This window comes from Microbacterium ureisolvens, from assembly GCF_019511645.1.
GTDB classification, from domain to species: Bacteria; Actinomycetota; Actinomycetes; order Actinomycetales; family Microbacteriaceae; genus Microbacterium; species Microbacterium ureisolvens_A.
Map to the genome: position 1 here is coordinate 44,590 of NZ_JAEUAX010000012.1, position 26,721 is coordinate 71,310.

A 26,721-nucleotide genomic window follows, 5' to 3' on the forward strand; every position below is an offset into this window, starting at 1 on the left:
TGCTAGACTGGCGCATCGTATACGATCGGCCACAGTGAGGTGAGCCCATGTCAGACAGCCGCAACCCGAACGGCAGAGCCGCACGTCGGCCCGACGACGATTTCGCCGCAACTCTTCTCGAAGCTTCGACGACGAAGGCGCCTCTTTCCTTCACGGCGTACCGACACGCCGTCTCCCACGCGGTCGTCGCTCTCGACGTGCACGCCGAGCATGACGAGCGGTTCCGCGGGGCACTGGACGCCTCCGTCGCCGGTGACATCCACGTGTTCGGCATCGCGGCCGACGGACACAGCGTCCACCGCACACCGGGCCAGATCTCCCGTGCGCCGCAGCAGTACTTCAAGTTCTCCCTCATCGAGCGGGGCTCGGGCCTGATCGTGCAGGACGGCCGCGAGATCTCACTCCGCGCCGGCGACATGGCGATCTACGACACCGACCGTCCCTACTCGCTGCTGTTCGACGACACCATGCGCATGTCGGTGGTGATGTTCCCGAAGGTGATGCTCGACATCCCGGCTGAGACGATCGGACGCCTGACGGCGACCCGCCTGGATGGAGCCGGCGGCGTCGGAGCAATGATCGGCCCCTACGTCGCCTCTCTCGCGCGCGGCGCGGCCGACCTCGACGCCCATCTGGCGCGGCGGATGTTCCGCACCGCCGTCGACATGGTCAGCACGCTCCTCGAGGCCAACCTCGGCCCGGCGGCGACATCGACCGACGTGCACGGCGCACTTCTGCGGCGCGTGCTCGACCACATCGACGAGCACCTCTCCGACAGCGAGCTCTCCCCCGGCCAGATCGCGGCCGCGCACTTCATCTCGGTGCGCCACCTGCACGCCCTGTTCAACGAGCAGGGCACGACGGTCTCGACAGTGATCCGCACCCGCCGCCTCGAGCGCTGCTACGACATCCTCGTCGACCCGCAGCAGGCGCACCGCTCGATCACCGACGTCGCCCTCGCCAACGGCTTCGTCGACGCCGCGCACTTCAGCCGCACCTTCCGCGCACACTTCGGCGTTCCGCCGAGCGGCGTTCGCACGACGTGACACGCGGCGCCGCCTGAGCCTGAACGGGTGTTGCGCGGGGCGTCAACCGACCTGCGCTCCGGGGCAAACCCGCGCCGCGGCCTCCTCCGACAATCGAGTCAGACCCGATCGAGGAGGATCCCATGACCGTCACGACGTCAATTCTGGACGCCATCACCGTTGCCGAGACGGAGGGCCGGGCGATTCCGGATGCTGCGACCCGGGAGACGATCGGACACGTCCCGGTTCACACCGTGCAAGACCTCGAGGACGCGATCGCCGCCGCGCGGGCCGCGCAGACGGCGTGGAACGCGCTGGGCCACGCCGAGCGGTCCCGCATCTTGAACGCGATCGCCGACGACCTGGAGGCGAACCTGGAGGAGCTCGCGCAGATCCTTTCCCGGGAGCAGGGCAAGCCGCTGGACGGCCCGAACGCCCGCTTCGAGGTGGGTGCGTGCGCAGCGTGGACCCGCAACGCCGCCGACACCGTGCTGGAGCCGGAGGTCGTCTTCGAGGACGGCCCGGCCCGCGCCGAGGTGCACTACGACGCACTCGGGGTCGTCGGGGCGATCGGCCCGTGGAACTGGCCCATGATGATCACCGTCTGGCAGATCGCCCCCTCGCTGCGGATGGGCAACACCGTCATCGCCAAGCCCAGCAGCTACACACCGCTGTCGGTGCTCGCGCTCGCGGAGGTGTTCAACCGGCACCTGCCTGAAGGCGTGCTCACCGTCGTCTCCGGCAACCGCGAGGTCGGTGCGGTGATGGCGTCGCACCCCGGCTTCGACAAGATCATGTTCACCGGTTCCACCGAGGCCGGCCGCCGCATCGTGGAGTCCTCGGCGAAGAACCTCGCCCGGCTCACCCTCGAGCTGGGCGGCAACGACCCCGGCATCGTGCTGCCCGGCACCGACGTGTCCCAGATCGCCGAGAACCTGTTCTGGGGATGCTTCATCAACACCGGGCAGACCTGCGCCGCCCTCAAGCGGCTCTACGTGCACGAGTCCGTCTACGACGAGGTCGTCGACAGCCTCGCCGGGATGGCGCGGGCGATGCCGATGGGACGTGGCCTCGACGAGGGCAACGTGCTGGGCCCGCTGCAGAACCAGGGCCAGTTCGACATCGTCAAGGACCTCGTCGACGACGCCCGCGCCCGCGGCGCCCGCATCGTCGCCGGCGGCGAGCCGGCCGCCGACCTCGGCCCGCTGTTCTACCGCACCACCGTGGTGGCCGACATCGACGACGGTGCCCGCCTGGTCGACGAGGAGCAGTTCGGCCCCGTCATCCCGGTCATCAAGTACAGCGACGTCGACGACGCGGTCCGCCGCGCCAACGCGTCCGAGCAGGGCCTCGGCGCGTCGGTCTGGTCGGACGACGTCGACGCGGCCGTCGAAGTCGCCAAGCGCATCCAGGCCGGCACCGTCTGGATCAACGGGCACGGCGGCCTCAACCCGGTCGTCCCGTTCGGCGGCACCAAGCAGTCCGGCTACGGGCAGGAGTTCGGCGTCGCCGGCCTCAAAGCCGTCGCCGCCCCCAAGGTCATCAGCCGCTGAAAATCGTCCGGCCCGAATGACTCCCGGGTCGGCCAGAGGGGCCGCGGTGGGGATGACCGCGGCCCCTCACTCATGCGCCACCGGGTGCAGAATTTCTACTATTTGACCAGCGGTTTGTTCTAGAAGTCCCAGTCCTCGTCCTCCGTCGCCTCGGCCTTGCCGATGACGTACGACGAGCCCGACCCCGAGAAGAAGTCGTGGTTCTCGTCGGCGTTCGGAGACAGCGCCGACAGGATGGCCGGGTTCACGTTGGTGACGGTCGAGGGGAACATCGCCTCGTAGCCCAGGTTCATGAGGGCCTTATTGGCGTTGTAGTGCAGGAACTTCTTGACGTCCTCGGTGAGGCCGACGCCGTCGTAGAGGTCCTGCGTGTACTGCACCTCGTTGTCGTAGAGCTCGTAGAGCAGCGAGAACGTGTAGTCCTTGATCTCGTCGCGCTTGGCCTGATCGACCGTCTCGAGCCCGCGCTGGAACTTGTAGCCGATGTAGTAGCCGTGCACGGCCTCGTCGCGGATGATCAGGCGGATGAGGTCGGCCGTGTTGGTGAGCTTCGCACGGCTCGACCAGTGCATCGGCAGGTAGAAGCCCGAGTAGAAGAGGAACGACTCGAGCAGGGTCGAGGCGACCTTGCGCTTGAGGGGCTCGTCGCCGCGGTAGTACTCCATGACGATCTGAGCCTTCTTCTGAAGGTTCTCGTTCTCGACCGACCAGCGGAACGCCTCGTCGATCTCCTTCGTGGAGCACAGCGTCGAGAAGATCGATGAGTACGACTTGGCGTGCACCGACTCCATGAACGCGATGTTCGTGTAGACGGCCTCCTCGTGAGGGGTGATCGCGTCCGGGATGAGCGACACCGCGCCCACCGTGCCCTGGATCGTGTCGAGGAGCGTGAGCCCCGTGAACACGCGCATCGTCAGGGTCTGCTCCTCGGGGGTGAGCGTGTTCCACGACTGGATGTCGTTCGACAGCGGCACCTTCTCTGGCAGCCAGAAGTTGTTCACGAGGCGGTTCCACACCTCGAGGTCCTTGTCGTCCTGGATGCGGTTCCAGTTGATGGCCTGGACGTGGTCCAGGAGCTGGAGCTTCTCGCTCATCTTTCCTTCTTCTCCGAAAACGTTTCGTCTCGCAGGCTCGCTCAGCGGCCGACCGTCAGAGCGTGCACGAGACGCACTCGGTCATGTCGGTGCCCTCGAGGGCCATCTGGCGGAGGCGGATGTAGTAGATCGTCTTGATGCCCTTGCGCCAGGCGTAGATCTGGGCCTTGTTGATGTCGCGCGTGGTCGCAGTGTCCTTGAAGAACAGCGTGAGCGACAGGCCCTGGTCGACGTGCTGGGTGGCGGCGGCATACGTGTCGATGACCTTCTCGTAGCCGATCTCGTACGCGTCCTGGTAGTACTCCAGGTTGTCGTTCGTCATGAACGCCGCCGGGTAGTAGACGCGGCCGAGCTTGCCTTCCTTGCGGATCTCGATCTTCGCCGCGATCGGGTGGATCGACGACGTCGAGTTGTTGATGTACGAGATGGAGCCGGTCGGCGGCACCGCCTGCAGGTTCTGGTTGTAGATGCCGTGCTGCTGGATCGAGGCCTTCAGCGCGCGCCAGTCGTCCTGCGTGGGGATGTGGTGGCCCTCGAACATCTCGGCGACCTTGGCCGTCGCCGGCACCCACTCCTGGTCGATGTACTTGTCGAAGAACTCGCCCGACGCGTACGTCGAGTCGGCGAACCCGTCGAAGGTCTCACCGCGCTCGATGGCGATCTTGTTCGACGCCGTCAGCGCGTGGAACAGCACCGAGTAGAAGTAGATGTTCGTGAAGTCGACACCCTCCTCCGACCCGTAGTAGACGTGCTCGCGGGCGAGGTAGCCGTGCAGGTTCATCTGGCCCAGGCCGATCGCGTGCGAGCGGTCGTTGCCGTCCTCGATCGAGCGGACCGAGCGGATGTGGCTCTGGTCGCTCACCGCGGTGAGGGCACGGATGCTGGTCTCCACCGTCTTCGCGAGGTCGCCGCCGTCCATCGCCAGGGCGATGTTGAGCGAGCCGAGATTGCACGAGATGTCCTTGCCGATCTGGTCGTACGACAGGTCTTCGTTGAACGTGGTGGGGGTGTTGACCTGAAGGATCTCGGAGCACAGGTTGGACATGTTGATCCGGCCCTTGATCGGGTTGGCCTTGTTCACCGTGTCCTCGAACATGATGTACGGGTAGCCCGACTCGAACTGGATCTCGGCGAGGGTCTGGAAGAACTCGCGCGCGTTGATCTTCGTCTTCTTGATGCGCGGGTCGTCGACCATCTCGCGGTACTTCTCGGTTACCGAGATGTCGCCGAACGGCACGCCGTAGACGCGCTCGACGTCGTACGGAGAGAACAGGTACATGTCCTCGCCGTTCTTGGCGAGCTCGAACGTGATGTCGGGGACGACGACGCCCAGCGACAGGGTCTTGATGCGGATCTTCTCGTCGGCGTTCTCGCGCTTGGTGTCGAGGAAGCGCATGATGTCGGGGTGGTGCGCGTTGAGGTACACCGCACCGGCGCCCTGACGCGCGCCGAGCTGGTTGGCGTACGAGAAGGAGTCCTCGAGGAGCTTCATCACGGGGATGATGCCCGAGGACTGGTTCTCGATCTGCTTGATCGGCGCACCCGACTCGCGGATGTTCGACAGCAGCAGGGCCACGCCGCCGCCGCGCTTGGACAGCTGCAGGGCGGAGTTGATGCCGCGGGCGATCGACTCCATGTTGTCTTCGATGCGCAGCAGGAAGCAGGAGACGAGCTCGCCGCGCTGCGCCTTGCCGGCGTTGAGGAACGTCGGGGTCGCCGGCTGGAACCGACCCGAGATGATCTCTTCCACGAGCGCGGCGGCGAGCTTCTCGTCGCCGTCGGCCAGCGCGAGCGCGGTCATGACGACGCGGTCCTCGAAGCGCTCGAGGTAGCGCTTGCCGTCGAAGGTCTTGAGCGTGTAGCTCGTGTAGTACTTGAACGCCCCGAGGAACGTCTCGAAGCGGAACTTCTTCGAGTAGGCGAGGTCGTTGAGCTTCTGGATGTACTCGAACGAGTACTTCTCGAGCACGGCGCCCTCGTAGTACTCCTTCTCGACGAGGTAGTCGAGCCGCTCCTTGAGCGAGTGGAAGAACACCGTGTTCTGGTTCACGTGCTGCAGGAAGTACTCCCGCGCCGCGCGCTTGTCGGCGTCGAACTGGATCTTGCCCTCGGCGTCGTACAGGTTGAGCATCGCGTTCAGGGCGTGGTAGTCCATGCCCTCGAAGCGTGCCTGTGTCTTGAAGTCGGTCTGCGTCAGAGTTCCCACCATCGTTCCAATCCCGCGTTCACGCGTTCCACATCTTCAGGCGTGCCGAATACCTCTAGCCGGTACAAGTGCGGCACGTGGCACTTACGGCTGATGATGTCGCCGGCGATGCAGAAGTGCTCGCCGAAGTTGGTGTTCCCCGCGGAGATGACCCCGCGGATGAGGCTGCGGTTGCGCTCGTCGTTGAGGAACCGGATGACCTGCTTCGGAACGGCGCCCTTCTCGACTCCCCTGCCCTGGCCTCCGCCATAGGTGGGTGTCACGAGGACGTACGGCTCGTCGACCACGAGCGCCGGATCCGTCGAATGAAGCGGGATCCGGACCGCTCGCGCGCCGAGCTTCTCGATGAAACGCGCCGTGTTGCCCGACACGCTCGAGAAGTAGACCAGCAATGGCGCGCTCGTCGCGACGCCTGGCGCCGCGAGAGCAGACATTTCAGGCCAGACGTGAAGCGAGCTCGTCGATCTTGTCGGGACGGAAGCCCGACCAGTGGTCCTCATCGGTGATGACGACCGGCGCCTGGAGGTAGCCCAGCGCCTTGACCTGCTCGAGGGCCGCAGGGTCCTCGGAGAGGTCGTGGATTTCGTACTCGATCCCCTTGGAGTCGAGTGCTCGATACGTCGCCGTGCACTGCACGCACGCGGGCTTCGTGTAAACCGTGATCGCCATGTCGATTCCGTCTCCTCAGTGCTTCCCCCGGTGGCATCCGGTGCTCTTCCCGGCAGTCCCCCCACCGGGAGTCCAATACTACATATGGGTACCGACATTCGATAGCACCACAAGAGCTAGTAGTTACATCGGTGTGATTTTCCACCGTTCTCCCCATGTACAACACAGGTTGTCCACGGATCCATCCACAGCCGCCAGCGTCTGGAAAACGGCGGGATCACGGGGCTTTCGAACGCCACGGCCGCGTCCATCCACAGGCGAGAGGCTAGTCACGGCCCCCGACATCGGATTCCGCCCTCGAGAGCCCGCCCGGCGTGTCGCGGGCGTGTCGCGCGTGGTCCGGGGTGGCGAGGCGGCGCCCGGCGGTGCCGGCACACCGCTGGGCGTACCGTAACGTTGTCTGGTGGCCGGCTACCGGGAACTTCTGCGCACCCCCGGGGTCGCCCGTATCATCGCGGCGCAGCTGACCGCGCGCTTCCCCAACGGCATGATCAGCCTCGTGATCCTCCTCCACATCGAGGGGATCACCGGCTCGTACGGCGCCGCGGGCGTCGTGCTCGCGGCGGTGTCGATCGGTCAGGCGCTCGCCGGCCCGGTCACCAGCCGCTGGATGGGCCGCTGGGGCATGCGGAGGGTCCTCACTCTCACCACCATCGTCGCCGCCGCGTCCCTGACCGCGATCGCATTCCTCGTCGCGCCTGTTGCGGTGTACATCGTCCTCGGCTTCATCGCGGGCGCCGCGACACCGCCCATCGTCGCGGCGGTGCGCACCATCTACGCCAAGATGGTCAACTCCACTCAACTGACGGCGCTGTACTCGCTGGACGCCTCGCTGCAGGAGTTCATCTGGATCCTCGCGCCCGTGCTCATCACCTTCGTCGCGACCCAGGCCGGCACCGTGGCGGGCCTGATGCTGGTCGTGGTGATCCTCGTGGCCGGCGGCGCCTGGTTCATCCTCTCCCCCGAGGTCGGGCGCGTGCGCATCCCGCGCAGCAAGCGCTCCTTCGGAAAGGTGCTCACCCGCCCGCCGATCCTCCTGGCGACGGTCATCGGCTTCCTTCTCATCGGCTCCTTCGCCGCCGTCGAAGCGAGCGTGGTCGCGACGTTCGACCACGGCGGACTCGAGGCGGGGATCGTGCTCGCCGTCTTCTCGATCGGCAGCCTCGCCGGAGGCCTCACCTTCGGGCACCTGCCGATGAGCCGATGGGCCATGGCGCGGCGCCTCACCGTCGTCGCGTTCGGGCTCGCGCTGACCGCACTGTGGGTCAATGTCTGGTGGATAGGCGCAACCCTGTTCCTCGCCGGAATCGGCATCGCTCCCGCCCTCGCGGTGCTCTCCGCGGTCACGACCGCCAGCGTGAAGTTCAGCGACACCGCCGAGGCGTTCGGGTGGGTCGGGACCGGCCAGCTCATCGGCGCTGCGGCCGGCTCGGCCGTCGCCGGCATCCTCATCGACGGCCCGGGCGGCGTGACGGCGGCCTACACGGCCGCTGCGGCGTTCTGCGCGCTGGGCCTCGTCGTGGCCATCGTGTTCGCGCGGGGTCTGCCCGACCTGCGCGTGCGCGGCGCGAGCCCGATCCCCGACACCGAGCCGGTGACGACGATCGGTTGAGCCCCCGTCACCCGAGGCGGCGCAGCAGCTCGAGCAAGGCGAGGGCGTAAGCATCGGCAGGCTCGGGGTGTTCGAAGACCCGCCTCTCGCCGCCCACCACGATCTCGACCTCGTGGTTGTCGGGCAGCCGCCGAAGCGCCCGGAAGGCGCCGCGGAGGAGTTCGCGCAGTTGATGCTCGTAGGGCAGCCACAGCGCGTCCTCGAGAGCCACGGAATCCAGCGCCCACTCGGTCGTGCCGTTGAAGGCGAGGATGCGGCCCGTCGGGTACTCGCGCGGCTCGATGGTCATCTCGCTGACCGTGAAGACGTCGGCCTCGAACTCCGGCTCGTCGAGCTGGAAGCGGTCGCCCGAGCGCGGGTGCCACACCAACCCGGCTTCGCGCAGCGCCATCGCCAGTTCCGTCGAGATCATGCCAACCTCCGCTCCCATCCTGCCGCCTGCACGGACGCACCGGGCCGCTCTCGTAGGCTGAAACGCATGCCCACGCCCGTCACCCTCCCCCGCCTGTCGTGGGGCGCCGCCGCGGCGGACCGCCGCGCCCTCCTCATCCACGGTCTCGGCTCGAACGGGGCGCTGATGTGGCGCTACGGCGTCGCGCTCGCAGACGCCGGCTGGCGGGCGGATGCCGTCGACCTGCGCGGGCACGGCACGGCACCGCGCGCGCTCGACTACACGCTGACCGCCTACGCCGCCGACGTCTCGGCGACCCGCCCGGGCGACGCCGGCACGTGGGACCTCGTGATCGGGCACTCGCTCGGGGGCGCAGCATCCGTCCTCGCCGCCGCAGCCGACCCGGAGTGGACGCGCCGGCTCATCCTGATCGACCCCGCGATCTCCCTCACCGACCACGACCGCGAGGTCGTGCGCGACAGCCAGACCCGCTCCTTCGACGATCCGTCGCAGGCGGCCGTACTGGCCGAGCACCCTCACTGGCACCCGCAGGACATCGAGTTGAAGGCGCTGTCGGCACAGCAGGCCAGCCGTTGGGCGGTCGAGCAGACCAGCGCGCAGAATCCGGACTGGGACGTGACGGATGCTGCGCTCCAGATCGCCGTGCCGACCCACGTGATCGCGTCCGATCCCCAGGTGTACTCGATCTTCCGTGGCAAGCCCGCCGAGGCCACTGTCGCACCTCACCCGCACTTCTCGGTCTCCGTGGTCGCCGACGCCGGACACTCCCCGCACCGCGACAAGCCGGAGGCGACGATCGACGCGCTGTTCGCCGCCCTCGCCTGAACCCGCGACCGCGGCGGCGTCTACTGGACCGTGATCTCGACGCCCTGACCGACGTCGATGACCACGCCGACGAACGTCGGCAGCGTCGCGGCGAGCGACTCGCGCAGATCGTCCACCGCGGGAGTGTCGCCGTCGTCGGTCGTGATCGCGACCGTCGCGGTCGCACCCGACCACTGCACCCCGTAGACCCGCGCGCCGTCGTCGGCGGCGAGCCACTCGGTCGCAGCGTCCTGGATCGCGACCGACCACCGCGCCAGCGCCACCGACACGACGGAGTTCACCGCGAGCGGGATGGCGATGACGACCGCGAGGACCGTGACGATGATGTACGCGCGGCGCCGGTTGGCGACGGGCGACGACCCGGGGTCGCGCGCATACCCCGCCAGGGTGAAGACGACGCTGCCGGCGATCACGAGGGCGACCACGTTGGAGAGGAACAGCCACAGGGCGCCGAGGGCGTCGGCCCACAGCCCCTGCCCGGCGCACACGCCGACCACGCCCAGCGGCGGCACGAGCGAGATCGCGATCGCGACGCCCGGGAGGATGGCGCTCAGGTCCCTGCGGCACATCGCGAAGCCGCCCGCGAAGCCGGTGGCCAGCGCCGCGATGAGGTCCATGAAGCTCGGGGAGGTGCGGCCGAGCACCTGCGAGTTGGTCTCGAGGCTCTCGGGGGTCGCGACGAACAGCGAGAACGCCAGGCCGAGCACGATCACGATGACGAGCCCGAGCAGCACCCACACGATCGAGCGCAGCACCAGGCTGAGGTGCCCGGTGACGATGCCGAGCCCGATCGCGAGGATGGGAGTGCCGAGGGGCGCGATGATCATCGCGCCGATGACGGTCGCGGTGGAGTCGGTGAGCACCCCGGCGATCGCGATGACGCCCGCCAGGGTCAGCATGATCAGGAATCCGCTGCGTTTGCCGGCGCGGTCGCCGGAGCCGATGTCGAGCGCCTCGGTCACCTCCGCCGCGGTCTGCCGCTGCGTCGGCGGGATGAGCGCCTGGAGCATCTCCGAGAGCGTCGCCATGCGCACATCATCGCGTAAGAATGGCGTGGTGGCGTCCTTCGAACCGAGTGAGATCCTGACCGACGAACTGCTGGAGCGCTTCCGCGCCCGTGCGGGCGTGCACGATCGCGAGAACACCTTCCCCGACGACGACCTCGCGGATCTGAAGGACGCCGGCTACCTGGCGATCCTCGTGCCGCAGGAGCTCGGCGGATCAGGTCTGGGCCTGGCCGAGGCATCCGTCCTCCAGCAGCGACTGGCGGGAGCCGCCCCGGCGACGGCGCTCGCGATCAACATGCACCTGGTGTGGACGGGCGTCGCGAAAGTTCTCGCCGACCGCGGCATCGACGCGCTGCGATTCGTGCAGGAGGGCGCCGCGTCGGGCGAGGTGTTCGCCTTCGGGATCAGCGAGGCGGGCAACGATCTGGTGCTCTTCGGAAGCGGAACGGATGCTGCGCCCCTGCCCGACGGCGGATACTCGTTCACCGGCACCAAGATCTTCACGTCGCTCGCGCCGGTGTGGACGCAGCTGGGCCTGCACGGCCTGGACACCTCGTCGGAGGATGCGCCGCGCATGGTCTACGCCTTCGTGCCGCGCTCGGAGGTGCAGGCCGGACGCGTCGTCGTGCGCGACGACTGGGACACGCTCGGCATGCGGGGCACGCAGTCCCGCACGACGGTGCTGCGCGACGCCGTCGCGCCGGCGGACCGGATCGTGCGACGGCTCGCGCCCGGACCCAACCCGGACCCGCTGGTGTTCGGCATCTTCAGCGTGTTCGAGATCCTCCTGGCGTCGGTGTACACCGGCATCGCGCGGCGCGCACTCGAGGTCGCGGTCGGCGCCGCCCGCCGGCGCACGTCGAAGCGCACGGGCAAGGCCTACAGCCAGGACCCCGACATCCGCTGGCGCATCGCCGACATGGCCCTCGCCTACGACGCCCTTCCGCCGCAGATCGACGCTCTCGCCCGCGACGTCGACGCCCTCGCCGATCACGGGCCGCAGTGGTTCTCGCTGCTCGCGGGCCTCAAGCACCGCGCGGTGACGGCCGCGAAGCGGATCGTCGACGAGGCCGTGCTCGTCGCCGGCGGTTCCTCCTACTTCTCCGCGAACGAGCTGAGCCGCCTCTACCGCGATGTGCTGGCGGGGCTGTTCCATCCCTCGGATCCGGAGTCAGCCCATTCCACGGTCGCGACCGCGTGGCTCGGGCCGCTCGAGGACTGACCCGATGTCGCCGACACCGACCCACCTCCTGAGCCCGGCGGACCAGGAACGCCGCCAGGCGCTGCGCACGATGAAGGGCGTCGCCCTCGGCGCGCTCGTGTTCATGGCGGTGCTGTTCGCGTTCTCGTTCGCGTTCCAGCAGGAGGTTCCCGCGCTCGCCTACGTGCGCGCCGCGGCGGAGGGCGGCATGGTCGGTGCGCTCGCCGACTGGTTCGCCGTCACCGCACTGTTCCGGCATCCGCTCGGGATCCCCATCCCGCACACGGCGATCATCCCCAGCCGCAAGGACGAGATCGGCCGCACCCTCGGCGAGTTCGTCGAGACCGAGTTCCTCCGCGCGGACGTCGTGCGCACCAAGCTCGACCAGACGGCGATCGCCGCGCGCCTCGGCGAATGGCTGAGCGTACCGGCGCATGCCGAGCGGGTCGCGGCCGAGGCATCCGTGATGGCAGGAAGCGTGCTGCGCGCCCTCAGCGACGACGACGTCCGCGACGTGATCGAGGAGCTCGCGCGTGAGCACCTCATCGCGCCGGAGTGGGGTCCGCCGCTGGGCGAGTGGCTGGAGCGCATCATCGACGCCGGCGGCCATCACGGCGCGGTCGACCTCGCCGCCGACACCATCGCGACCTGGCTCGCCGCCAACAAGGCCGCGTTCACCGGCGTGGTGTCGCGCCGGCTGCCCGCGTGGGTGCCCTCGGTCGCCCACCGCTTCGTCGACGACACCGTCTACAACGAGGCCGTCAAGTTCGTCGCGGCGGTGCGGGCCGACCCGCAGCATCCGGCGCGCGTCGCGATCGACGGCTACCTCGGCCGCCTCGCCGGCAACCTGCAGCACGACCCCGCGACGATCGGGCGCTTCGAGGACGCCAAGCTCGCCGTGTTCGACAGCCCCCGCGTGCGCGAACTCGCCGGCGAGGCGTGGACGACCGCGAAGACAGGGCTGCTGCGCTCCCTCGCCGACCCCGAGAGCGGGCTGCGGCGCCGCGGTGCCGAGGCACTTGTCGAGATCGGCGAGCGTCTGACGACGGATGCCGCGCTCCAGCGTCGCGTCGACGCCTGGGTCACCGACGCCGCCGTGTTCCTCGTCGACCGCTACCGCCACGACATCGCCTCGATCATCACCGACACGGTCGAGCGGTGGGACCCCGCCGAGACGACGGAGAAGATCGAGCTCATGGTCGGTCGCGACCTGCAGTACATCCGCCTGAACGGCACGATCGTCGGCGCGCTCGCGGGCCTCGCGATCTTCTCGATCGCGCACGCGCTCCTCGGGTGACGCGCCGCGGCGGGCAGTGTTAAGAGTGCGTGAAGTCCCGGCCGATCGACGGCGGCGAGGGCTAGCCTGATGCCGTGTCCGCGGATGAGCCCACCCAGTACCTCTTCAGCTACGGCACGCTGCAGAACCCCGACGTGCAGCTCGACACATTCGGGCGCCTGGTCGAGAGCGAGCCCGACGCGCTGCCCGGCTACACCGTGGACTACGCCGAGATCGAGGACACCCGCGTCGTCGACCTGTCGGGTCTGACCGTGCACCCGATCGTGCGCGAGACCGGCAGCCCGCTCGACAAGGTCGTGGGCAGGGCCCTGCTCGTGACCGAGGACGAGCTCGACGCGGCCGACGAATACGAAGTGGCGCTCTACCGACGCTGCGCGGTGGTGCTGGCCAGCGGTCGCTCCGCGTGGGTCTACGTCGCGGCGTGAGGGCCCGGTGGCGAGCGCTCCGGTAACCTCGGGCCCGTGACGCTTCCCCACGATCAGCTGTGGCCACGCGCAGGTGCGTGGCCTCCCCCCGAAGACGGGCGATGGGATGCCGCGATCGTCGGCGTTCCCGCATTCCGCACCTCCCTGTCCCCCACCGGTGCCCACGCGACGCCCGCGGCGATCCGCGACGCCCTGCGCCGCTACAGCCCGACGCTCCTCGGCCCTCCGGCGGTCGATCTCGACGAGGTGCTACGCATCGCCGATGCGGGCGACGTCGACGAGCCCGACGGGCCGGTGGGCGAGGCATCCGTCCGCTCCACTGTCGCGCAGCTGCGCGAGCGTGCCGATCTCGTCATCGCGCTCGGCGGCGACAACTCGCTCACCTACGCGGTGGCGCAGGGCGCCGGTGCGGCCGGGCTCATCACCATCGACGCGCACTTCGACCTGCGCGACGGCGTCTCGAACGGCTCTCCGGTGCGCCGTCTGGTCGAGGACGGCCTCGACGGGCGGCGGATCGTGCAGCTGGGAATCGCCGACTTCGCCAACTCGGTCGCGTACGCCCGGCGAGCGTCCGAGTACGGCATCACCGTCGTGACCATGGACGACCTGCGCCGCCGCGGCGCGGACGACGTCGCGGCCGAGGCGCTCGAGATTGCGGGTGCCGGTGGGGGCCTCGTGCATCTCGACGTCGATGTCGACGTGTGCGACCGTTCCGTGGCACCCGGGTGCCCGGCATCCGTGCCCGGCGGACTGGCCGCATGGGAGCTGCGCGCCCTCGTGCGGGCCCTCGCCGCCGACACTCGCCTGCACAGCGCCGACATCGCCGAGGTGGATGCCACCGCGGATGCCCCCGACGGGCGCACCGTGCGCCTCGGGGCGCTGTGCGTGCTCGAACTCCTCGCCGCGAAGGCCTCTGGAAAGGTGACCTCATGATCCGTCTCGCATTGGTGCGGCACGCCAAGTCCGACTGGGGCGACCCCAGCCTCGACGACCACGACCGTCCGCTGAACGACCGCGGCATGCGCGACGCGCCCCGCATGGCGGCGCGGCTCGCGGCCACGGGGTTCCGCCCCGACGTGATCCTCTCGAGCACCGCTGTGCGGGCGCGGACGACCGCCGAGGCATTCGCCGCCGAGCTCGGCGTCGCGGTCTCACTCGACCCGGAACTGTACGGCGCGCCGGCGAAGACCCTGCTCGCCGCGGCGGCCGCCACCCGCGCCGCGAGCGTCATGGTCGTCGCCCACGATCCCGGCATGAGCTCGCTGGCGGCGAGCCTGTCGGACGGCGACATCGCCCACATGCCGACCTGCGCCGTCGCAACGTTCATCTGGGCGCAGGACGACTGGGATGTCGCCAGCGGCGTCGACCCCGACAACTGGACGTTCGACACTCCACGCTGACCGACGGTGGGCGTCTCAGACCGGGACGCCGCCTGCCCACACGGTGTGCACGAGCGGCACGCCGGGCCGATACGCGAGATGCACGCGGGTCGGCGCGTCGAGCATCACGAGGTCGGCGCGCATGCCGGGGGCGAGCGCGCCCACGTCGTCGCGACGCAGCGCCTTCGCGCCGCCGGCCGTCGCCGCCCACACCGCCTCGGCGGGCGTCATTCCCATCTCGCGCACCGCGAGGGCGATCATGAGCGGCATCGAGCTCGTGAAGCTCGATCCCGGGTTGCAGTCGCTCGCGAGCGCGACCGTGGCGCCGGCGTCGATCAGCCGCCGCGCATCCGGGTAGGGCTGGCGGGTGGAGAACTCGACGCCTGGCAGTAGCGTGGCGACCGTCGCGGAACCCGCGAGGGCGTGCACGTCATCGTCGGAGAGGTAGGTGCAGTGGTCGACGGATGCTGCGCCCAGCTCCACCGCGAGACGCACACCCTCGCCGGGCCCGAGCTGGTTTGCGTGCACGCGCGGCTCGAGGCCGTGCGCGATCCCGGCGGCGAGGATGCGCCGCGACTCGTCCGGTGTGAAGGCACCGCGTTCGCAGAACACGTCGATCCACCGGCTGTGCGGGGCGCAGGCGTGGAGCATCGCGTCGCACACCAGGTCGACGTAATCCTCGCGGCGCTCGCTGTACTCGGCAGGCACGACGTGAGCGCCGAGGAACGTGACCTCGGGAGTCACCTCGCCCGCGAGGCGTGCCAGCCGCTCCTCGTCCGCCACGGTGAGCCCGTACCCCGTCTTGATCTCGAACGTCGTCGTCCCCTGAGCGCGGAGCTCGGCGACGAAAGCCGCGAGCCGGGCACGCAGCTCCTCATCACCCGCGGCCCGTGTCGCGGCGACGGTGCGCCGTATGCCCCCTGCGGCATACGGCGCGCCAGTCATGCGCGCCTCGAACTCGTCGGCGCGATCGCCCCCGAAGACGAGATGGGTGTGGCTGTCGACGAACCCCGGTAGCACAGCGCGCCCGCCCGCGTCGACGACCTCGATGCCCTCCCCCTCCGGTGAGACGACGGGCGCCGCAGACGCGGGCCCGACCCAGGCGATCCGGTCGCCGACGATCAGCACGGCTGCGTCGCGCAGCGTGCCGAGCGCATCGCCGTCGGCGGCGACGTTGGTCGTCAGCTCGCCGATGTGGGTGATGAGCGTCGTCGTCACAGCATCCATCCGTCACTCATCGAGCATCGGCACGTCGAGGCCGCGTTCGCGGGCGACCTGCTTCGCCCGGTCGTATCCGGCATCGACGTGGCGCATGACGCCGGTACCGGGGTCGTTGGTCAGCACGCGCTCGAGCTTCTCGGCCGCCAGCGGCGTGCCGTCGGCGACGGTCACCTGACCGGCATGGATGCTGCGGCCGATCCCCACGCCACCGCCGTGGTGGATCGACACCCACGCCGCACCCGAGGCGGTGTTGAGGAGGGCGTTGAGCAGCGGCCAGTCGGCGATCGCGTCCGAGCCGTCGGCCATCGCCTCCGTCTCGCGGTACGGCGAGGCGACCGAGCCGGCGTCGAGGTGGTCGCGGCCGATCACGATCGGACCCGACAGCTCGCCCGAGGCGACCATCTCGTTGAACTTCAGTCCGGCGAGGTGGCGCTCCTTGTACCCGAGCCAGCAGATCCGCGCCGGCAGGCCCTCGAAGTGCACGGCGTCGCCGGCCTTGTCGAGCCAGCGCACCAGGCCGGCGTTGTCGGGGAACAGCGCCTTGACGGCCTCGTCGGTCTTGCGGATGTCGTCGGGGTCGCCCGAGAGCGCGACCCAGCGGAACGGTCCACGCCCCTCGGCGAACTGCGGACGGATGTATGCGGGCACGAAGCCGGGAAACCCGAACGCCCTGTCGAAGCCGCCCAGCTGCGCCTCGGCGCGGATGGAGTTGCCGTAGTCGAAGACCTCGGCGCCGGCATCCTGGAACCCCACCATCGCCGCGACGTGCTTCGCCATCGACCCCCGCGCGCGGGCGGTGAACCCCTCAGGGTCGCGCGTCGCCTCGGCCTTCCAGTCCTCGAACGCGATGCCCACCGGCAGGTACGCGAGCGGGTCGTGGGCGCTCGTCTGGTCGGTGACGATGTCGACCGTGACCTCTCCCGCGCGGTGGCGCAGCAGCACATCGCCGAACACCTCGGCGGCGTTGCCGACGACGCCGACCGACAGGGCCTCACCGGCCTCCTTCGCCGCGACGACGCGCGCGAGGGCCGCGTCGAGGTCCGTCGTGTACTCGTCGAGGTAGCCGTGGTCGACGCGGCGGGCCAGGCGCGACTCGTCCACGTCGACGATGAGCACCGCTCCCCCGTTGAGGGTCACGGCGAGCGGCTGCGCGCCGCCCATGCCACCGGCGCCGCCGGTGAGCGTGAGGGTTCCGGCGAGGCTCGCGGTCGCAGCATCCGTCCCGTTCTTCTCGGCGAGGGAACGCGCGACCGCGGCGAACGTCTCGTAGGTGCCCTGCAGGATCCCCTGCGTGCCGATGTAGATCCAGGAGCCGGCGGTCATCTGGCCGTACATGGTGAGGCCGAGCTCTTCGAGACGACGGAACTCCGGCCACGTCGCCCAGTCCCCCACGAGGTTCGAGTTGGCGATCAGCACACGGGGCGCCCACTCGTGCGTGCGGAACACGCCGACCGGCTTGCCGGACTGCACCAGCAGGGTCTCGTCGGGCTCGAGCTCGTCGAGGGTGCGAACGATGGCGTCGAACGCCTCCCAGCTGCGTGCCGCACGGCCGGTTCCGCCGTAGACGACGAGGTCTTCGGGGTGCTCCGCGACCTCGGGATCGAGATTGTTCATGAGCATGCGCTTGGCCGCCTCGGCGCCCCAGCTCTTGGCGGTGCGCTCGGGGCCGCGCGGGGCGCGCACGGCGTTGTCTCCGAGCCCGCGGGCGGCGGTCTCGGTCTTCGGGTCGGTCGAGATGGTCATGTCAACGCTCCTTCGCGTGGTCGGGGGTCGGTCGGATCAGGAGATCCGGCGAGAACGGGAACTTTCCTGTGATTTCGTCCTGCATGCGTCAGATCACCTGATCTGGCGAAGCGGGCACCCGGGACGCCGCGCCGCCGAGCCCTGCCGCGCCGGCTACGGCGCCCGACTGCACGAGCGCAGTCACGGCCTCCATCTCGGGCGAGAGATAGCGGTCGGGGCCGGGGCCGCCGGCGACGGTGCGGACAAGGTCGCGGACGGCGCCCGTGACCGGCGCCGGCTCTAGCGGCGCCCGGAGGTCGAGCGCGCGCGACGCGGTGAGCACCTCGATCGCGAGCACGCGCGAGAGCCCGTCGATCGCCCGGCGGAGCTTGCGCGCGGCGGCCCACCCCATCGACACGTGGTCCTCCTGCATCGCCGACGACGGGATCGAGTCGACGGATGCCGGCACCGCGAGTCGCTTGAGCTCGGAGACGATCCCCGCCGCGGCGTACTGGGCGATCATGAAGCCTGAGTCGACGCCGACCTCGTCGGCGAGGAACGGCGGCAGACCGTTGCTGCGAGCGCGATCGAGGGCGCGATCGGTGCGCCGCTCCGAGATCGACGCGACGTCGGCGACCGCGATCGCGAGGAAGTCGAGCACGTACGCGACCGGTGCGCCGTGGAAGTTGCCGTTGGACTCGACGCGTCCGTCGTCGGTGATGACGGGGTTGTCGACGGCGGCGGCGAGCTCGCGCGAGGCGATGAGCAGCGCATGGTCGGCGGTGTCGCGCGCGGCGCCGTGCACCTGCGGCGAGCAGCGCAGCGAGTATGCGTCCTGCACACGGGTGCAGACCGCGGGATCGCGATGCGACGCCATGATCGCCGATCCCGCGAGCACCGCGCGCAGGTTCGCCGCCGACACGGCCTGGCCCACCTGCGGCCGCAGGGCCTGCAGGTCGGCGGCGAACACCGCGTCGGTGCCGAGCTGCGACTCGACCGACATGCCCGCGGCGACGTCCGCGGTGTCGAGCAGCACGGAGAGGTCGTGGAGCGCGAGCAGCAGCATCCCGAGCATGCCGTCGGTGCCGTTGATGAGCGCGAGTCCCTCCTTCTCGCGCAGTACGAGAGGAGAGACGGATGCTGCCGCCAGCGCCTCGGCCGCGTCGACCTCGTCGCCGCTCGCGGTGCGCACGCGCCCCTCGCCCATCGCGGCGAGCGCGACGTGCGCCAGCGGCGCGAGGTCGCCGGAGCAGCCGAGCGAGCCGTACTCGCGCACGATCGGCGTGATGCCGGCGTTGAGCAGCGCGGCGTAGGTCTGGACCACGACCGGGCGAACGCCGGTGTGCCCCGTCGCCAGCGTCTGCAGGCGCAGCAGCATGAGCGCGCGGACGACCTCGCGCTCGACCTCCGGGCCGGTGCCGGCCGCGTGCGAGCGGATCAGGCTCGCCTGCAGCTGCAGGCGCCGCTCGGGGGCGATGAAGGTGGTGGCGAGGGCGCCGAAGCCGGTCGAGATGCCGTAGTGCGGCTCGGGGTCGTCGGCGAGACCCTCCACGAGAGCGCGCGTCGCGGCGACGCGGGCCAGCGCCTCGGGGGCGAGCTCGACGCGGGCGCCGTGACGAGCGACCGCGACGACCTCGTCGGGGCGCAGCGGCGCCGCGCCGACGGTGACGACGGCGAGGTCGCGGGCGGAGGTGGGCGTGACGATGGTCATGCTCCGATTCCACACCCGGGCCGTGGCGCGCGACAGCGGGTCGTGGCATCCTCTGTCTGTGATTCCAGACAGCACGGCGAGACCTCAGGTGCCCGCGGCCGACCAGACGCTGCGGATCCTGTCGTACCTCGCGCGCCAGCGCGGACCGGTGCCTGCACGCACCATCGCGACCAGCCTGGGCATACCGCGCTCCACCGTGTATCACCTGCTGGCAGCACTGCAGGAGCACCAGTTCGTCGTGCATCTGCCCGAGGATCGCCGCTGGGGCCTCGGCATCGCCGCGTTCGAGCTCGCCGGCGGGTACTCGCGCCAGGAGCCCCTTGCGCGGCTCGGGCGCCCCGTGCTCGCCGACCTCGTGGACCGCACCGGCGAAAGTGCGCACCTGGCGGTGATGCACGGCCGCGACGTGCTGTACATCGTCGAGGAACGCGCTCCGCGCCGGCCCGCGCTCGTGACGGATGTCGGGGTGCGCCTGCCCGCGCATCTCACCGCCACCGGCCGCGCGATGCTGGCAGCGCTTCCTCGCGAGCAGGTGCGGGCATTGTTCCCGGATGCCGCGTCCTTCGCCGACCGCACCGGCCGGGGCCCGCAGCGACCCGGCGAGCTGCGCGAGCTCCTCCGCGGGGTGCGGGAACGCGGGTGGGCGTTCGAGGACGGCGAAGTCACCCTCGGGCTGGGGTCGGTGGGGGTGGCAGTGCTCGATCACGTCGGCTGGCCGATCGCCGCGATCGCCGTCACCTTTCCGGCGGAGGGAGACCGGGAGCCGGCGACCTTCGCCGAGCTCGTCACCCCCGTCGCGGCCGAACTCGGGCGGCGCATCGGAGGCGCCCGGCCGACGGCGCTCAAACTCTGAGATGGCGCCCCGTCGGTCGCATCGCGCTACGAAGACTGCTCACGGGTGCGGACGATCAGCTCGGGTTCGATCAGCCGGCGCCACGCGCCGTCGTAGCTCCCCGTCTCGGCTACCAGGAGGTCGAGCACCGCCTCGGCCACGAGCTCCGGCCGCTGCTCCACACTCGACAGCTCGAGCGCCTCGGCGATGGGGGTGTTGTCGAATCCGACGACGAGCATGTCAGGGTGACCATTGTGGGAGGCGGCCAGGTGGGCGCCGACCGCCAGTGTGTCGCTCGCGCACACGATGGCGTCGACGCCGCCGGCGGCGAGCCGCTGCGCCGCCACGGCACGCGCAGCCGAGACGGTGTCGACCGCCGTCCACCGCAGTCGCCGGACCTCCTCGGCATCGTCGCCCATCGCCTCGCGCCAGCCGCGCTCGCGGTCATCGCCTGTTCCCGAGCCTTCCGGCCACCCGAGGAAGGCGACGCGCGGACCGTGGGCGAGCGCGTGCGCGGTGGCGGCGCGCGTGCCGGCAGCGCCGTCGACATCGACCCACGGTCGATCGGGATTCCCCATGAGCGGCCCCGTGCCCAACTCGCCCCACGGCCGGCCGAAGGCCACGAACGGAATGCCGTGCTCCGCGAGCCAGTCGGCTCGCGGGTCGCCGGAATAGGTGCCGGTCAGCACGATCCGGTCGATCTCTCCGCCTTCGCGCAGCTGCCGGATGCGGCGCAGCTCCTCCTCGGCGTCGTTCGCGGCGTACACGAGGATGCGCAGGCCCCGTGGTGTCGCCCGGTCGGTGAGGGCGTGGATGAACCGGTCGAGCACGATGCCCGAGATCCCGCCCGCGTAGGGATCGAGGTGGATGCCGATCGTCGCGCTGCGCTGGGTGCGAAGCCGTCGCGCGGCCATGGACGGGGCGTAGCCGAGCTGCGCGATCGCTGCGCGGACGCGCTCCCGGGTGACCTCTCTGACGATGTCCGGACTGTTGATCACGTTCGACACGGTTTGGCGTGAGACGCCGGCCGCGCGGGCGACGTCTTCGACCGTCGGCGACTTCGCCATGGGACCCCTCCCGCGCCGCAGTTGAGCGTTCAAATCGTTATCCTACGGGGCCGTCAAACGGGTTGACAGCCGATGAAGCGCGTCTTAGCTTGACGCTTGACGGTGGACTTTGATCGTTCAAATCGGACGACAGCACTGGAGTCGACCCCTCGCCGGCCGTCACGCCTGACTCATCAAAGGAGAGAGACATGACACGGCACATCGCGCGGGCCACCGTCGCGGCAGGGGCATTCCTCGTCACCGGGGCGCTGGTCCTCGCCGGCTGCGGTTCCGGCTTCGACGATACGGAGGGCACCGGCGGCGGTGCCGCTGATGGCGAGCTCACGAGCTCGGACGAAGGCCTCACGATCCTGTTCGGTTCGAGCGGCGACGCCGAGACCGATGCCGTGACGGAAGCGGCCGAGGCGTGGTCCGAGGAGTCCGGCATCGACGTCGAGGTGAAGGTCGCCACGGACCAGGCACAGGAGCTCTCGCAGGGCTTCGCGGGCGGCGACCCGCCCGACCTCTTCTACCTGGCTCCCGAGTTCCTGGCCGGGTACGCAGACAACGGCTCACTCGTCGCCTACGGCGATCTGCTGGAGAACAAGGACGACTTCTACCCGTCGCTGATCGAGAACTTCACGTACAACGACCAGTTCTACTGCGCACCGAAGGACTTCTCGACGCTCGCCCTCGTCATCAACAAGGGCCTGTGGGATGCCGCGGGGCTCACCGAGGACGACATCCCGACGACGTGGGACGAGCTGTCGACGGTCGCCCAGACACTCACCAAGGACGGGGTCGTCGGCCTCAGCTTCGGGTGGGAATGGCAGCGCCTCGGGACGTTCATGGTCCAGGCCGGGGGTGGCCTCATCGAGGACGGTGAGGTGATCGCGAACAGCCAGGAGAACGTCGATGCCCTCACATACGTTCAGGAGCAGATGGCTGCGGGGAACTTCGCCTACGCGCAACCCCTGGGCGCAGGCTGGGGCGGTGAGGCCTTCGGCAAGCAGCTGAGCGCGATGACGATCGAAGGCAACTGGATCACGGGCGCCATGCAGAACGACTTTCCCGACGTCGAGTACATCGTGGCGGAGCTGCCCGAAGGACCGGCCGGCAAGGGCACGCTGCAGTTCACGAACTGCTGGGGCATGGCCGCCGACAGCCCCAACCAGGAGGCCGCCCTCGACCTCGTCGAGTACATGACGAGCGCGGACCAGCAGCTCGCCTTCTCGGAGGCGTTCGGGCCCATGCCCTCGGCTAAGTCGGCTGCAGACCAGTGGACGAGCGACAACCCCACTCTTGCCGCCTTCCTCGCCGGGGCCGACTACGCGGAGGGATTCCCGACGTACGACGGGAGCTCAGACGCGATCACCGATTTCAATTCGCAGCTTCAGGGACTGGAGGACGGCGATCCCCAGCAGATCCTCGACACGGTCCAGTCGAACTTCGAGGCGATCGTCGGTTAGGCGCGTCGCGATGACTGCCACCGCTTCAGCGCCTCGCCGCGCACGTGACCCCCGCTCGGGGATCCGTCGCGGCGAGACGCTGGCGGGCTGGGTGTTCACTCTGCCCGTGATCGTCCTCCTCGGCGTCTTCCTTCTCGTCCCGGTGCTCATGGCGCTGTGGGTGAGCGTCTCGGACTGGGGCGGTCGCGGGAGCCCCTTCTCGGGCGCCGTGAACTTCGTCGGCCTGCAGAACTATGCGAATGTCATGACCGGTGACGGACTGGCGGCGCGAGACTTCGGAATCTCGATGCGCAACAACGCGTGGTACGTGCTCCTCGTCGTGCCGCTGCAAACGGCACTGTCGCTCTTTCTCGCCCTGCTCGTCAACGGGGCGATCCTCCGGGGCCGAGGATTCTTCCGGACGGCGTTCTACTTTCCGTCGGTGACGGCCAGCGTGGCGATCACGGTGCTGTGGCTGTTCCTCTTCAACCCGTTGGGCGTCGTGAACGCCATTCTCGCCGTCGTGGGCATCGACGGGCCGAATTGGTTCTCCGATCCGCGCGGGATCTTCCACGTGATCCTGTCGGGCCTCGGTCTGCGGGAAGGGCCGGCCGTGCTCACCGAGAACGGATTCATCGCCGTCTCCTGGTGGAACTGGATGTCGGGCCCGTCGGTCGCCATGTCGGCTTTCATCATGATGGCGGTGTTCACGACGAGCGGCACGTTCATGCTGCTCTTCCTCGCCGCGCTCCAGAACATCGGCCCCGAGATCCAGGAAGCGGCCATGGTGGATGGCGCCAACGCCTGGCAGCGGTTCTGGCGCGTCACACTGCCGCAGCTGCGGCCGGCGCTGTTCACCGTCCTCACCCTCGGCCTCATCGGCTGCTGGCAGGTGTTCGAACAGATCTACACCGGCACGAGGGGTACGCCGGCCAAGACCACCCTCACGCCAGCCTATTTGTCCTACGATGCGAGCTTCCTCGATCAGGACTGGGGCGAAGGCGCGGCGATCGCCTTCATCCTCTTCGCGATCATCGTCCTGTTCACGCTGCTCCAGCGCTGGGTCCTCCGCGAGCGCCCCGTGTCGCGGCGCCGTGCGCGGCAGTACGAACTTCCCGCCCGCCCTGCGACCGCGACCCCGGCCACCGTCGCAGCCACTCAGGTACCCAGTCCTCCCGACCCGTCGCAGGCGCCGCGCGGCGCCGACGACTGGCAGAACGGAGCCCAGCGATGACCGGCACGGTCGACCGAAACGCCCAGACGGCCGCTCCCCGGCCGTCCGCAGCCTCTCGATCCGAGGCGGGCGCTCCGGCGCGACGCCGGGCTTCGGGGATGGGGTGGCAGATCGTCCTGTACGCGGTGCTCATCGCGATCTCGCTCGTGTACATCTATCCGTTCCTCGTGCAGTTGTCGACGTCGTTCAAGACGGATGCCGAGGCGGCCAGCAACCCCGTGTCACTCATCCCCCAGGTGTGGTCGACCGCGGCCTACGAGCGCCTGTTCCTGCGCAGCGACTTCCCCGTGTGGTTCCGCAACTCGGCGATAGTGACGATCACCGTCACCGTCCTGCGCGTGTTCTTCGTGTCGCTCGCCGGCTACGCCCTCGCCCGGTTGAACTTCCGCGGACGCGGCGTCGTCTTCGCGGCGGTGATCGCCGTCATGGCGGTGCCCAGCGTCGTGCTCCTCATCCCGCGGTTCCTCGTGATCAACCAGCTCGGCATCTACGACTCGTATGCGGGCATGATCCTGCCCTTGCTGATCGATGCCGCCGGCGTGTTCATCATGAAGAACTTCTTCGAGTCGATCCCCGTATCGGTCGAGGAGCAGGCACGGATCGACGGAGCGGGCACCTTCCGCATCTTCTGGTCCGTCGTCCTTCCGATGGCGCGTCCCGCGCTGATCACGATCATCATCCTGTCGTTCCAGGGATCGTGGAACGAACTGTCGCACTTCATCGTCTCCACGCAGTCGCCTGAGCTCACGACGCTCACGAAGGGGGTCGCCGGGCTGGCGTCCGGCCAGCTGAGCCAGGGCACGCAGTATCCCCTCAAGCTCGCCGCCGCACTGATCATGACGATCCCGGTCGCCGTGCTCTTCTTCATCTTCCAGCGGAGGATCATGAACGCGAGCCAAGGGGCGGTGAAGGAGTGAGCGCCGGTCTGCAGCCGTTCCTGTCCGACGCGGTCGTGGCGCTGCGCGCGCCCACCCAGGTCTGGTCGGGCCGCAACGGCGACGTGGGCGGGCAGCCGATCGACGGCGTGTATCACGGCGACACGCGTTTCGTGCGCGAGGCGGTGCTGACCTACTCGACGGCAGGTGAGGCATCCGTCCCCGAGACCATCTCGGTCGGCGAGGTCTCGGCGTCGGCGGTATCGTTCACGGCGCTCCTCCGCGGGATCGACGACGACTGGCCCGATCCGAAGGTGCGGCTCGAGCGGGTCCGCACGGTCGCGCCGGGCGTCATCCGCGAGCAGCTCACCGTGCGCTCGCACCTCAGCACTGCTCTCTCGACGAACCTGCGGCTGCGACTCGTGCCCGACTTCGCGCCCCTCCAGGAGGTGAAGGCGGGCGCCCCGCGCGCCGGCACGTGGACGGCGAAGGGTGACGCGTCCACGCTCCGTCTCGAAGACGGCGCCACGTCGATGCTGCTCTCGGCGCCCGCCGCGCACCTGTCGTCGGAGAATGACGCGGTCATCGTCGAGTGGGCGGTCGAGTGCGCGCCCCACAGTGCATGGTCAGCTGAGTGGACCCTCGAGGTCGACGACCCCGGCCTCGTCGTCGCGCCCCCGGGTGCGGAGCCGCGCTGGCGAGGGATCGACGTCCTCGCGGGGAGCGACTCTCGAGTTCGCCGGTGGGTGGATCGCGCGCTCTCCGATCTCGACGCGCTGCGCCTCACGCTTCCCGATTCTCCCGACGAGTTCCTCGCCGCCGGCGCGCCCTGGTTCTTCACCCTCTTCGGACGCGACTCGCTGTGGGCCGCTCGGCTGATGCTCCCCGTTGACCCGGCGATCGCGGCGTCGACTCTCCGCGTACTCGCCCGACTGCAGGGGACGAAGACCGACCCGGCGACCGCCGAAGAGCCCGGCAAGATCCTCCACGAACTGCGCGCCGGCGAACTGGCCATGCCCGGTGAGGGCATCCTCCTGCCACCGGTGTACTACGGCACGGTCGACGCCACCCCGCTGTGGGTATGCCTGCTCGCCGAGGCGGCGGCAGCGGGGATGGCGGAAGACGAGGTGCGGGAACTCGTTCCCGCACTGCGCGCCGCGCTCGACTGGATCGTCACGTCCGCCGGCGACGACGGGTTCCTCGACTACGTCGACGAGAGCGGGCGGGGGCTGTCGAACCAGGGCTGGAAGGACTCCGGCGACTCGATCCAGTGGCGTGATGGAACGCTCGCGCGGGGGCCTATCGCGCTTTGCGAGGTCCAGGGCTACGCATACGAGGCCGCCGTCACGGGGGCTGCGCTGCTGGAGTCGCTCGGCGAGGACGGCTCCCGGCCCCTTCGCGAATGGGCGACAGCACTCCGCCGCCGGTTCGCCGACCGGTTCTGGGTGACGACGCCCGAAGGACGGTACCCCGCGATCGCCCTCGATCGCGACGGCCGGCCGGTCGACACACTGACATCGAACATCGGGCACCTTCTCGGCACGGGCATCCTCGATCCCGACCAGGCGCACGACGTCGCCCGGCTCCTGACGGGTCGGTCGATGATGTCAGGGTTCGGTGTGCGGACGATGTCGACGGGCGCGGCCGGCTACTGGCCGCTCAGCTACCACGGAGGCAGCGTATGGGCACACGACACGGCGATCACCGCCCGCGGCATGGCGCGCGAGGGTCTCCGTCACGAGGCGCTCGTCGTCGTCGACGGTCTGCTCGCGGCGGCCGAAACCTTCGCTTTCCGCATGCCCGAGCTCTACTCGGGCGACGATCGCTCGACGACCGTGGCTCCGGCGCCCTACCCGGCCGCGTGCAGGCCGCAGGCGTGGTCGGCTGCCGCGGCCGTCACGTGCCGCGAGATCCTGCGGATCTGAGG

24 protein-coding genes are annotated in these 26,721 nt (G+C 69.6%); 14 read left to right on the forward strand and 10 right to left on the reverse strand.

Annotation, left to right across the window (positions count from 1 at the left end):
• Positions 1-47: 47 nt before the first annotated feature.
• Positions 48-1,046, forward strand: coding sequence for an AraC-like ligand-binding domain-containing protein (locus JNB61_RS16965; protein WP_220340403.1), 999 nt, complete (start codon positions 48-50; stop codon positions 1,044-1,046).
• A 122-nt stretch (positions 1,047-1,168) separates the two neighbouring features.
• The gene (locus tag JNB61_RS16970) at positions 1,169-2,578 is read left to right on the forward strand and encodes an aldehyde dehydrogenase family protein (protein ID WP_220340404.1); all 1,410 of its coding nucleotides are present in this window, start codon (positions 1,169-1,171) and stop codon (positions 2,576-2,578) included.
• A 119-nt stretch (positions 2,579-2,697) separates the two neighbouring features.
• Here the strand turns inward: JNB61_RS16970 and nrdF are convergent, their stop codons facing one another.
• From nrdF to nrdH, 4 genes are read right to left on the reverse strand one after another with little or no spacing between them, the layout of a single operon-like run.
• A complete protein-coding gene (nrdF, locus tag JNB61_RS16975; protein WP_045299980.1) occupies positions 2,698-3,672 on the reverse strand; it encodes a class 1b ribonucleoside-diphosphate reductase subunit beta in 975 nt (324 codons plus the stop codon).
• Positions 3,673-3,727: 55 nt separating this feature from the next.
• A complete protein-coding gene (gene nrdE, locus JNB61_RS16980; protein WP_220340405.1) occupies positions 3,728-5,881 on the reverse strand; it encodes a class 1b ribonucleoside-diphosphate reductase subunit alpha in 2,154 nt (717 codons plus the stop codon).
• Positions 5,866-6,312, reverse strand: a complete 447-nt coding sequence (nrdI, locus tag JNB61_RS16985) for a class Ib ribonucleoside-diphosphate reductase assembly flavoprotein NrdI (RefSeq protein WP_220291348.1) — start codon at positions 6,310-6,312, stop codon at positions 5,866-5,868. Before nrdI ends, nrdE begins: the two co-directional genes overlap by 16 nt.
• 1 nt (position 6,313) lies before the next feature.
• Complete coding sequence (gene nrdH / locus JNB61_RS16990) at positions 6,314-6,547, reverse strand: glutaredoxin-like protein NrdH (RefSeq protein WP_116196298.1); 234 nt, start codon at positions 6,545-6,547, stop codon at positions 6,314-6,316.
• Between the two features lie 403 nt (positions 6,548-6,950).
• Here nrdH and JNB61_RS16995 point away from each other — a divergent pair, with 403 nt between their 5' ends.
• Positions 6,951-8,159 (forward strand): MFS transporter, encoded by a 1,209-nt coding sequence (locus tag JNB61_RS16995; RefSeq protein WP_220340406.1) that lies wholly within the window; start codon positions 6,951-6,953, stop codon positions 8,157-8,159.
• Positions 8,160-8,166: 7 nt separating this feature from the next.
• Here JNB61_RS16995 and JNB61_RS17000 read toward each other — a convergent pair whose 3' ends face one another.
• Entirely contained in the window at positions 8,167-8,571 is a 405-nt protein-coding gene (locus JNB61_RS17000; RefSeq protein WP_159843049.1) for a pilus assembly protein CpaE, read from the reverse strand.
• 66 nt (positions 8,572-8,637) lie between these two features.
• On the opposite strand from JNB61_RS17000, the gene JNB61_RS17005 reads away from it, so the two are divergent.
• The gene (locus JNB61_RS17005) at positions 8,638-9,396 is read left to right on the forward strand and encodes an alpha/beta fold hydrolase (protein ID WP_220340407.1); all 759 of its coding nucleotides are present in this window, start codon (positions 8,638-8,640) and stop codon (positions 9,394-9,396) included.
• 20 nt (positions 9,397-9,416) lie between these two features.
• Here the strand turns inward: JNB61_RS17005 and JNB61_RS17010 are convergent, their stop codons facing one another.
• Positions 9,417-10,424 (reverse strand): TIGR00341 family protein, encoded by a 1,008-nt coding sequence (locus JNB61_RS17010; RefSeq protein ID WP_220340408.1) that lies wholly within the window; start codon positions 10,422-10,424, stop codon positions 9,417-9,419.
• A 28-nt stretch (positions 10,425-10,452) separates the two neighbouring features.
• Here JNB61_RS17010 and JNB61_RS17015 point away from each other — a divergent pair, with 28 nt between their 5' ends.
• The 5 genes from JNB61_RS17015 (at position 10,453) to JNB61_RS17035 (ending at position 14,726) form a co-directional block, all read left to right on the forward strand.
• Entirely contained in the window at positions 10,453-11,625 is a 1,173-nt protein-coding gene (locus JNB61_RS17015; protein WP_308291286.1) for an acyl-CoA dehydrogenase family protein, read from the forward strand.
• A 4-nt stretch (positions 11,626-11,629) separates the two neighbouring features.
• Positions 11,630-12,901, forward strand: a complete 1,272-nt coding sequence (locus tag JNB61_RS17020; RefSeq protein WP_220340410.1) for a DUF445 domain-containing protein — start codon at positions 11,630-11,632, stop codon at positions 12,899-12,901.
• A gap of 74 nt (positions 12,902-12,975) precedes the next feature.
• Positions 12,976-13,326: a gamma-glutamylcyclotransferase family protein gene (locus tag JNB61_RS17025; RefSeq protein WP_220291358.1), complete on the forward strand. Its 351-nt coding sequence runs from the start codon at positions 12,976-12,978 to the stop codon at positions 13,324-13,326.
• A gap of 36 nt (positions 13,327-13,362) precedes the next feature.
• Complete coding sequence (locus tag JNB61_RS17030) at positions 13,363-14,259, forward strand: agmatinase family protein (protein ID WP_220340411.1); 897 nt, start codon at positions 13,363-13,365, stop codon at positions 14,257-14,259.
• On the forward strand, positions 14,256-14,726 hold the full coding sequence (locus JNB61_RS17035; RefSeq protein ID WP_220340412.1) for a SixA phosphatase family protein: 471 nt from the start codon (positions 14,256-14,258) through the stop codon (positions 14,724-14,726). The genes JNB61_RS17030 and JNB61_RS17035 overlap by 4 nt, the downstream gene beginning before the upstream one ends.
• A gap of 15 nt (positions 14,727-14,741) precedes the next feature.
• Here the strand turns inward: JNB61_RS17035 and hutI are convergent, their stop codons facing one another.
• The 3 genes from hutI to hutH form a co-directional block, all read right to left on the reverse strand.
• On the reverse strand, positions 14,742-15,932 hold the full coding sequence (gene hutI / locus JNB61_RS17040) for an imidazolonepropionase (protein WP_220340413.1): 1,191 nt from the start codon (positions 15,930-15,932) through the stop codon (positions 14,742-14,744).
• Positions 15,933-15,935: 3 nt separating this feature from the next.
• Positions 15,936-17,669, reverse strand: coding sequence for a urocanate hydratase (gene hutU, locus JNB61_RS17045; protein WP_220340414.1), 1,734 nt, complete (start codon positions 17,667-17,669; stop codon positions 15,936-15,938).
• An 88-nt stretch (positions 17,670-17,757) separates the two neighbouring features.
• The gene (gene hutH, locus JNB61_RS17050; protein WP_220340415.1) at positions 17,758-19,359 is read right to left on the reverse strand and encodes a histidine ammonia-lyase; all 1,602 of its coding nucleotides are present in this window, start codon (positions 19,357-19,359) and stop codon (positions 17,758-17,760) included.
• A gap of 52 nt (positions 19,360-19,411) precedes the next feature.
• Between hutH and JNB61_RS17055 the strand changes: the two genes are divergently transcribed.
• Entirely contained in the window at positions 19,412-20,212 is an 801-nt protein-coding gene (locus tag JNB61_RS17055; RefSeq protein WP_223214931.1) for an IclR family transcriptional regulator, read from the forward strand.
• Positions 20,213-20,238: 26 nt separating this feature from the next.
• On the opposite strand, the gene JNB61_RS17060 is transcribed toward JNB61_RS17055, so the two are convergent.
• The gene (locus tag JNB61_RS17060; RefSeq protein WP_220340416.1) at positions 20,239-21,258 is read right to left on the reverse strand and encodes a LacI family DNA-binding transcriptional regulator; all 1,020 of its coding nucleotides are present in this window, start codon (positions 21,256-21,258) and stop codon (positions 20,239-20,241) included.
• 188 nt (positions 21,259-21,446) lie between these two features.
• Here JNB61_RS17060 and JNB61_RS17065 point away from each other — a divergent pair, with 188 nt between their 5' ends.
• The 4 genes from JNB61_RS17065 (at position 21,447) to JNB61_RS17080 (ending at position 26,719) form a co-directional block, all read left to right on the forward strand.
• Positions 21,447-22,706, forward strand: a complete 1,260-nt coding sequence (locus JNB61_RS17065; protein ID WP_220340417.1) for a sugar ABC transporter substrate-binding protein — start codon at positions 21,447-21,449, stop codon at positions 22,704-22,706.
• A gap of 10 nt (positions 22,707-22,716) precedes the next feature.
• On the forward strand, positions 22,717-23,919 hold the full coding sequence (locus JNB61_RS17070; protein WP_220340418.1) for a carbohydrate ABC transporter permease: 1,203 nt from the start codon (positions 22,717-22,719) through the stop codon (positions 23,917-23,919).
• 98 nt (positions 23,920-24,017) lie between these two features.
• Positions 24,018-24,836 (forward strand): carbohydrate ABC transporter permease, encoded by an 819-nt coding sequence (locus JNB61_RS17075; RefSeq protein WP_223214925.1) that lies wholly within the window; start codon positions 24,018-24,020, stop codon positions 24,834-24,836.
• On the forward strand, positions 24,833-26,719 hold the full coding sequence (locus JNB61_RS17080; protein WP_220340419.1) for a glycogen debranching N-terminal domain-containing protein: 1,887 nt from the start codon (positions 24,833-24,835) through the stop codon (positions 26,717-26,719). Before JNB61_RS17075 ends, JNB61_RS17080 begins: the two co-directional genes overlap by 4 nt.
• Positions 26,720-26,721 lie beyond the last annotated feature (2 nt).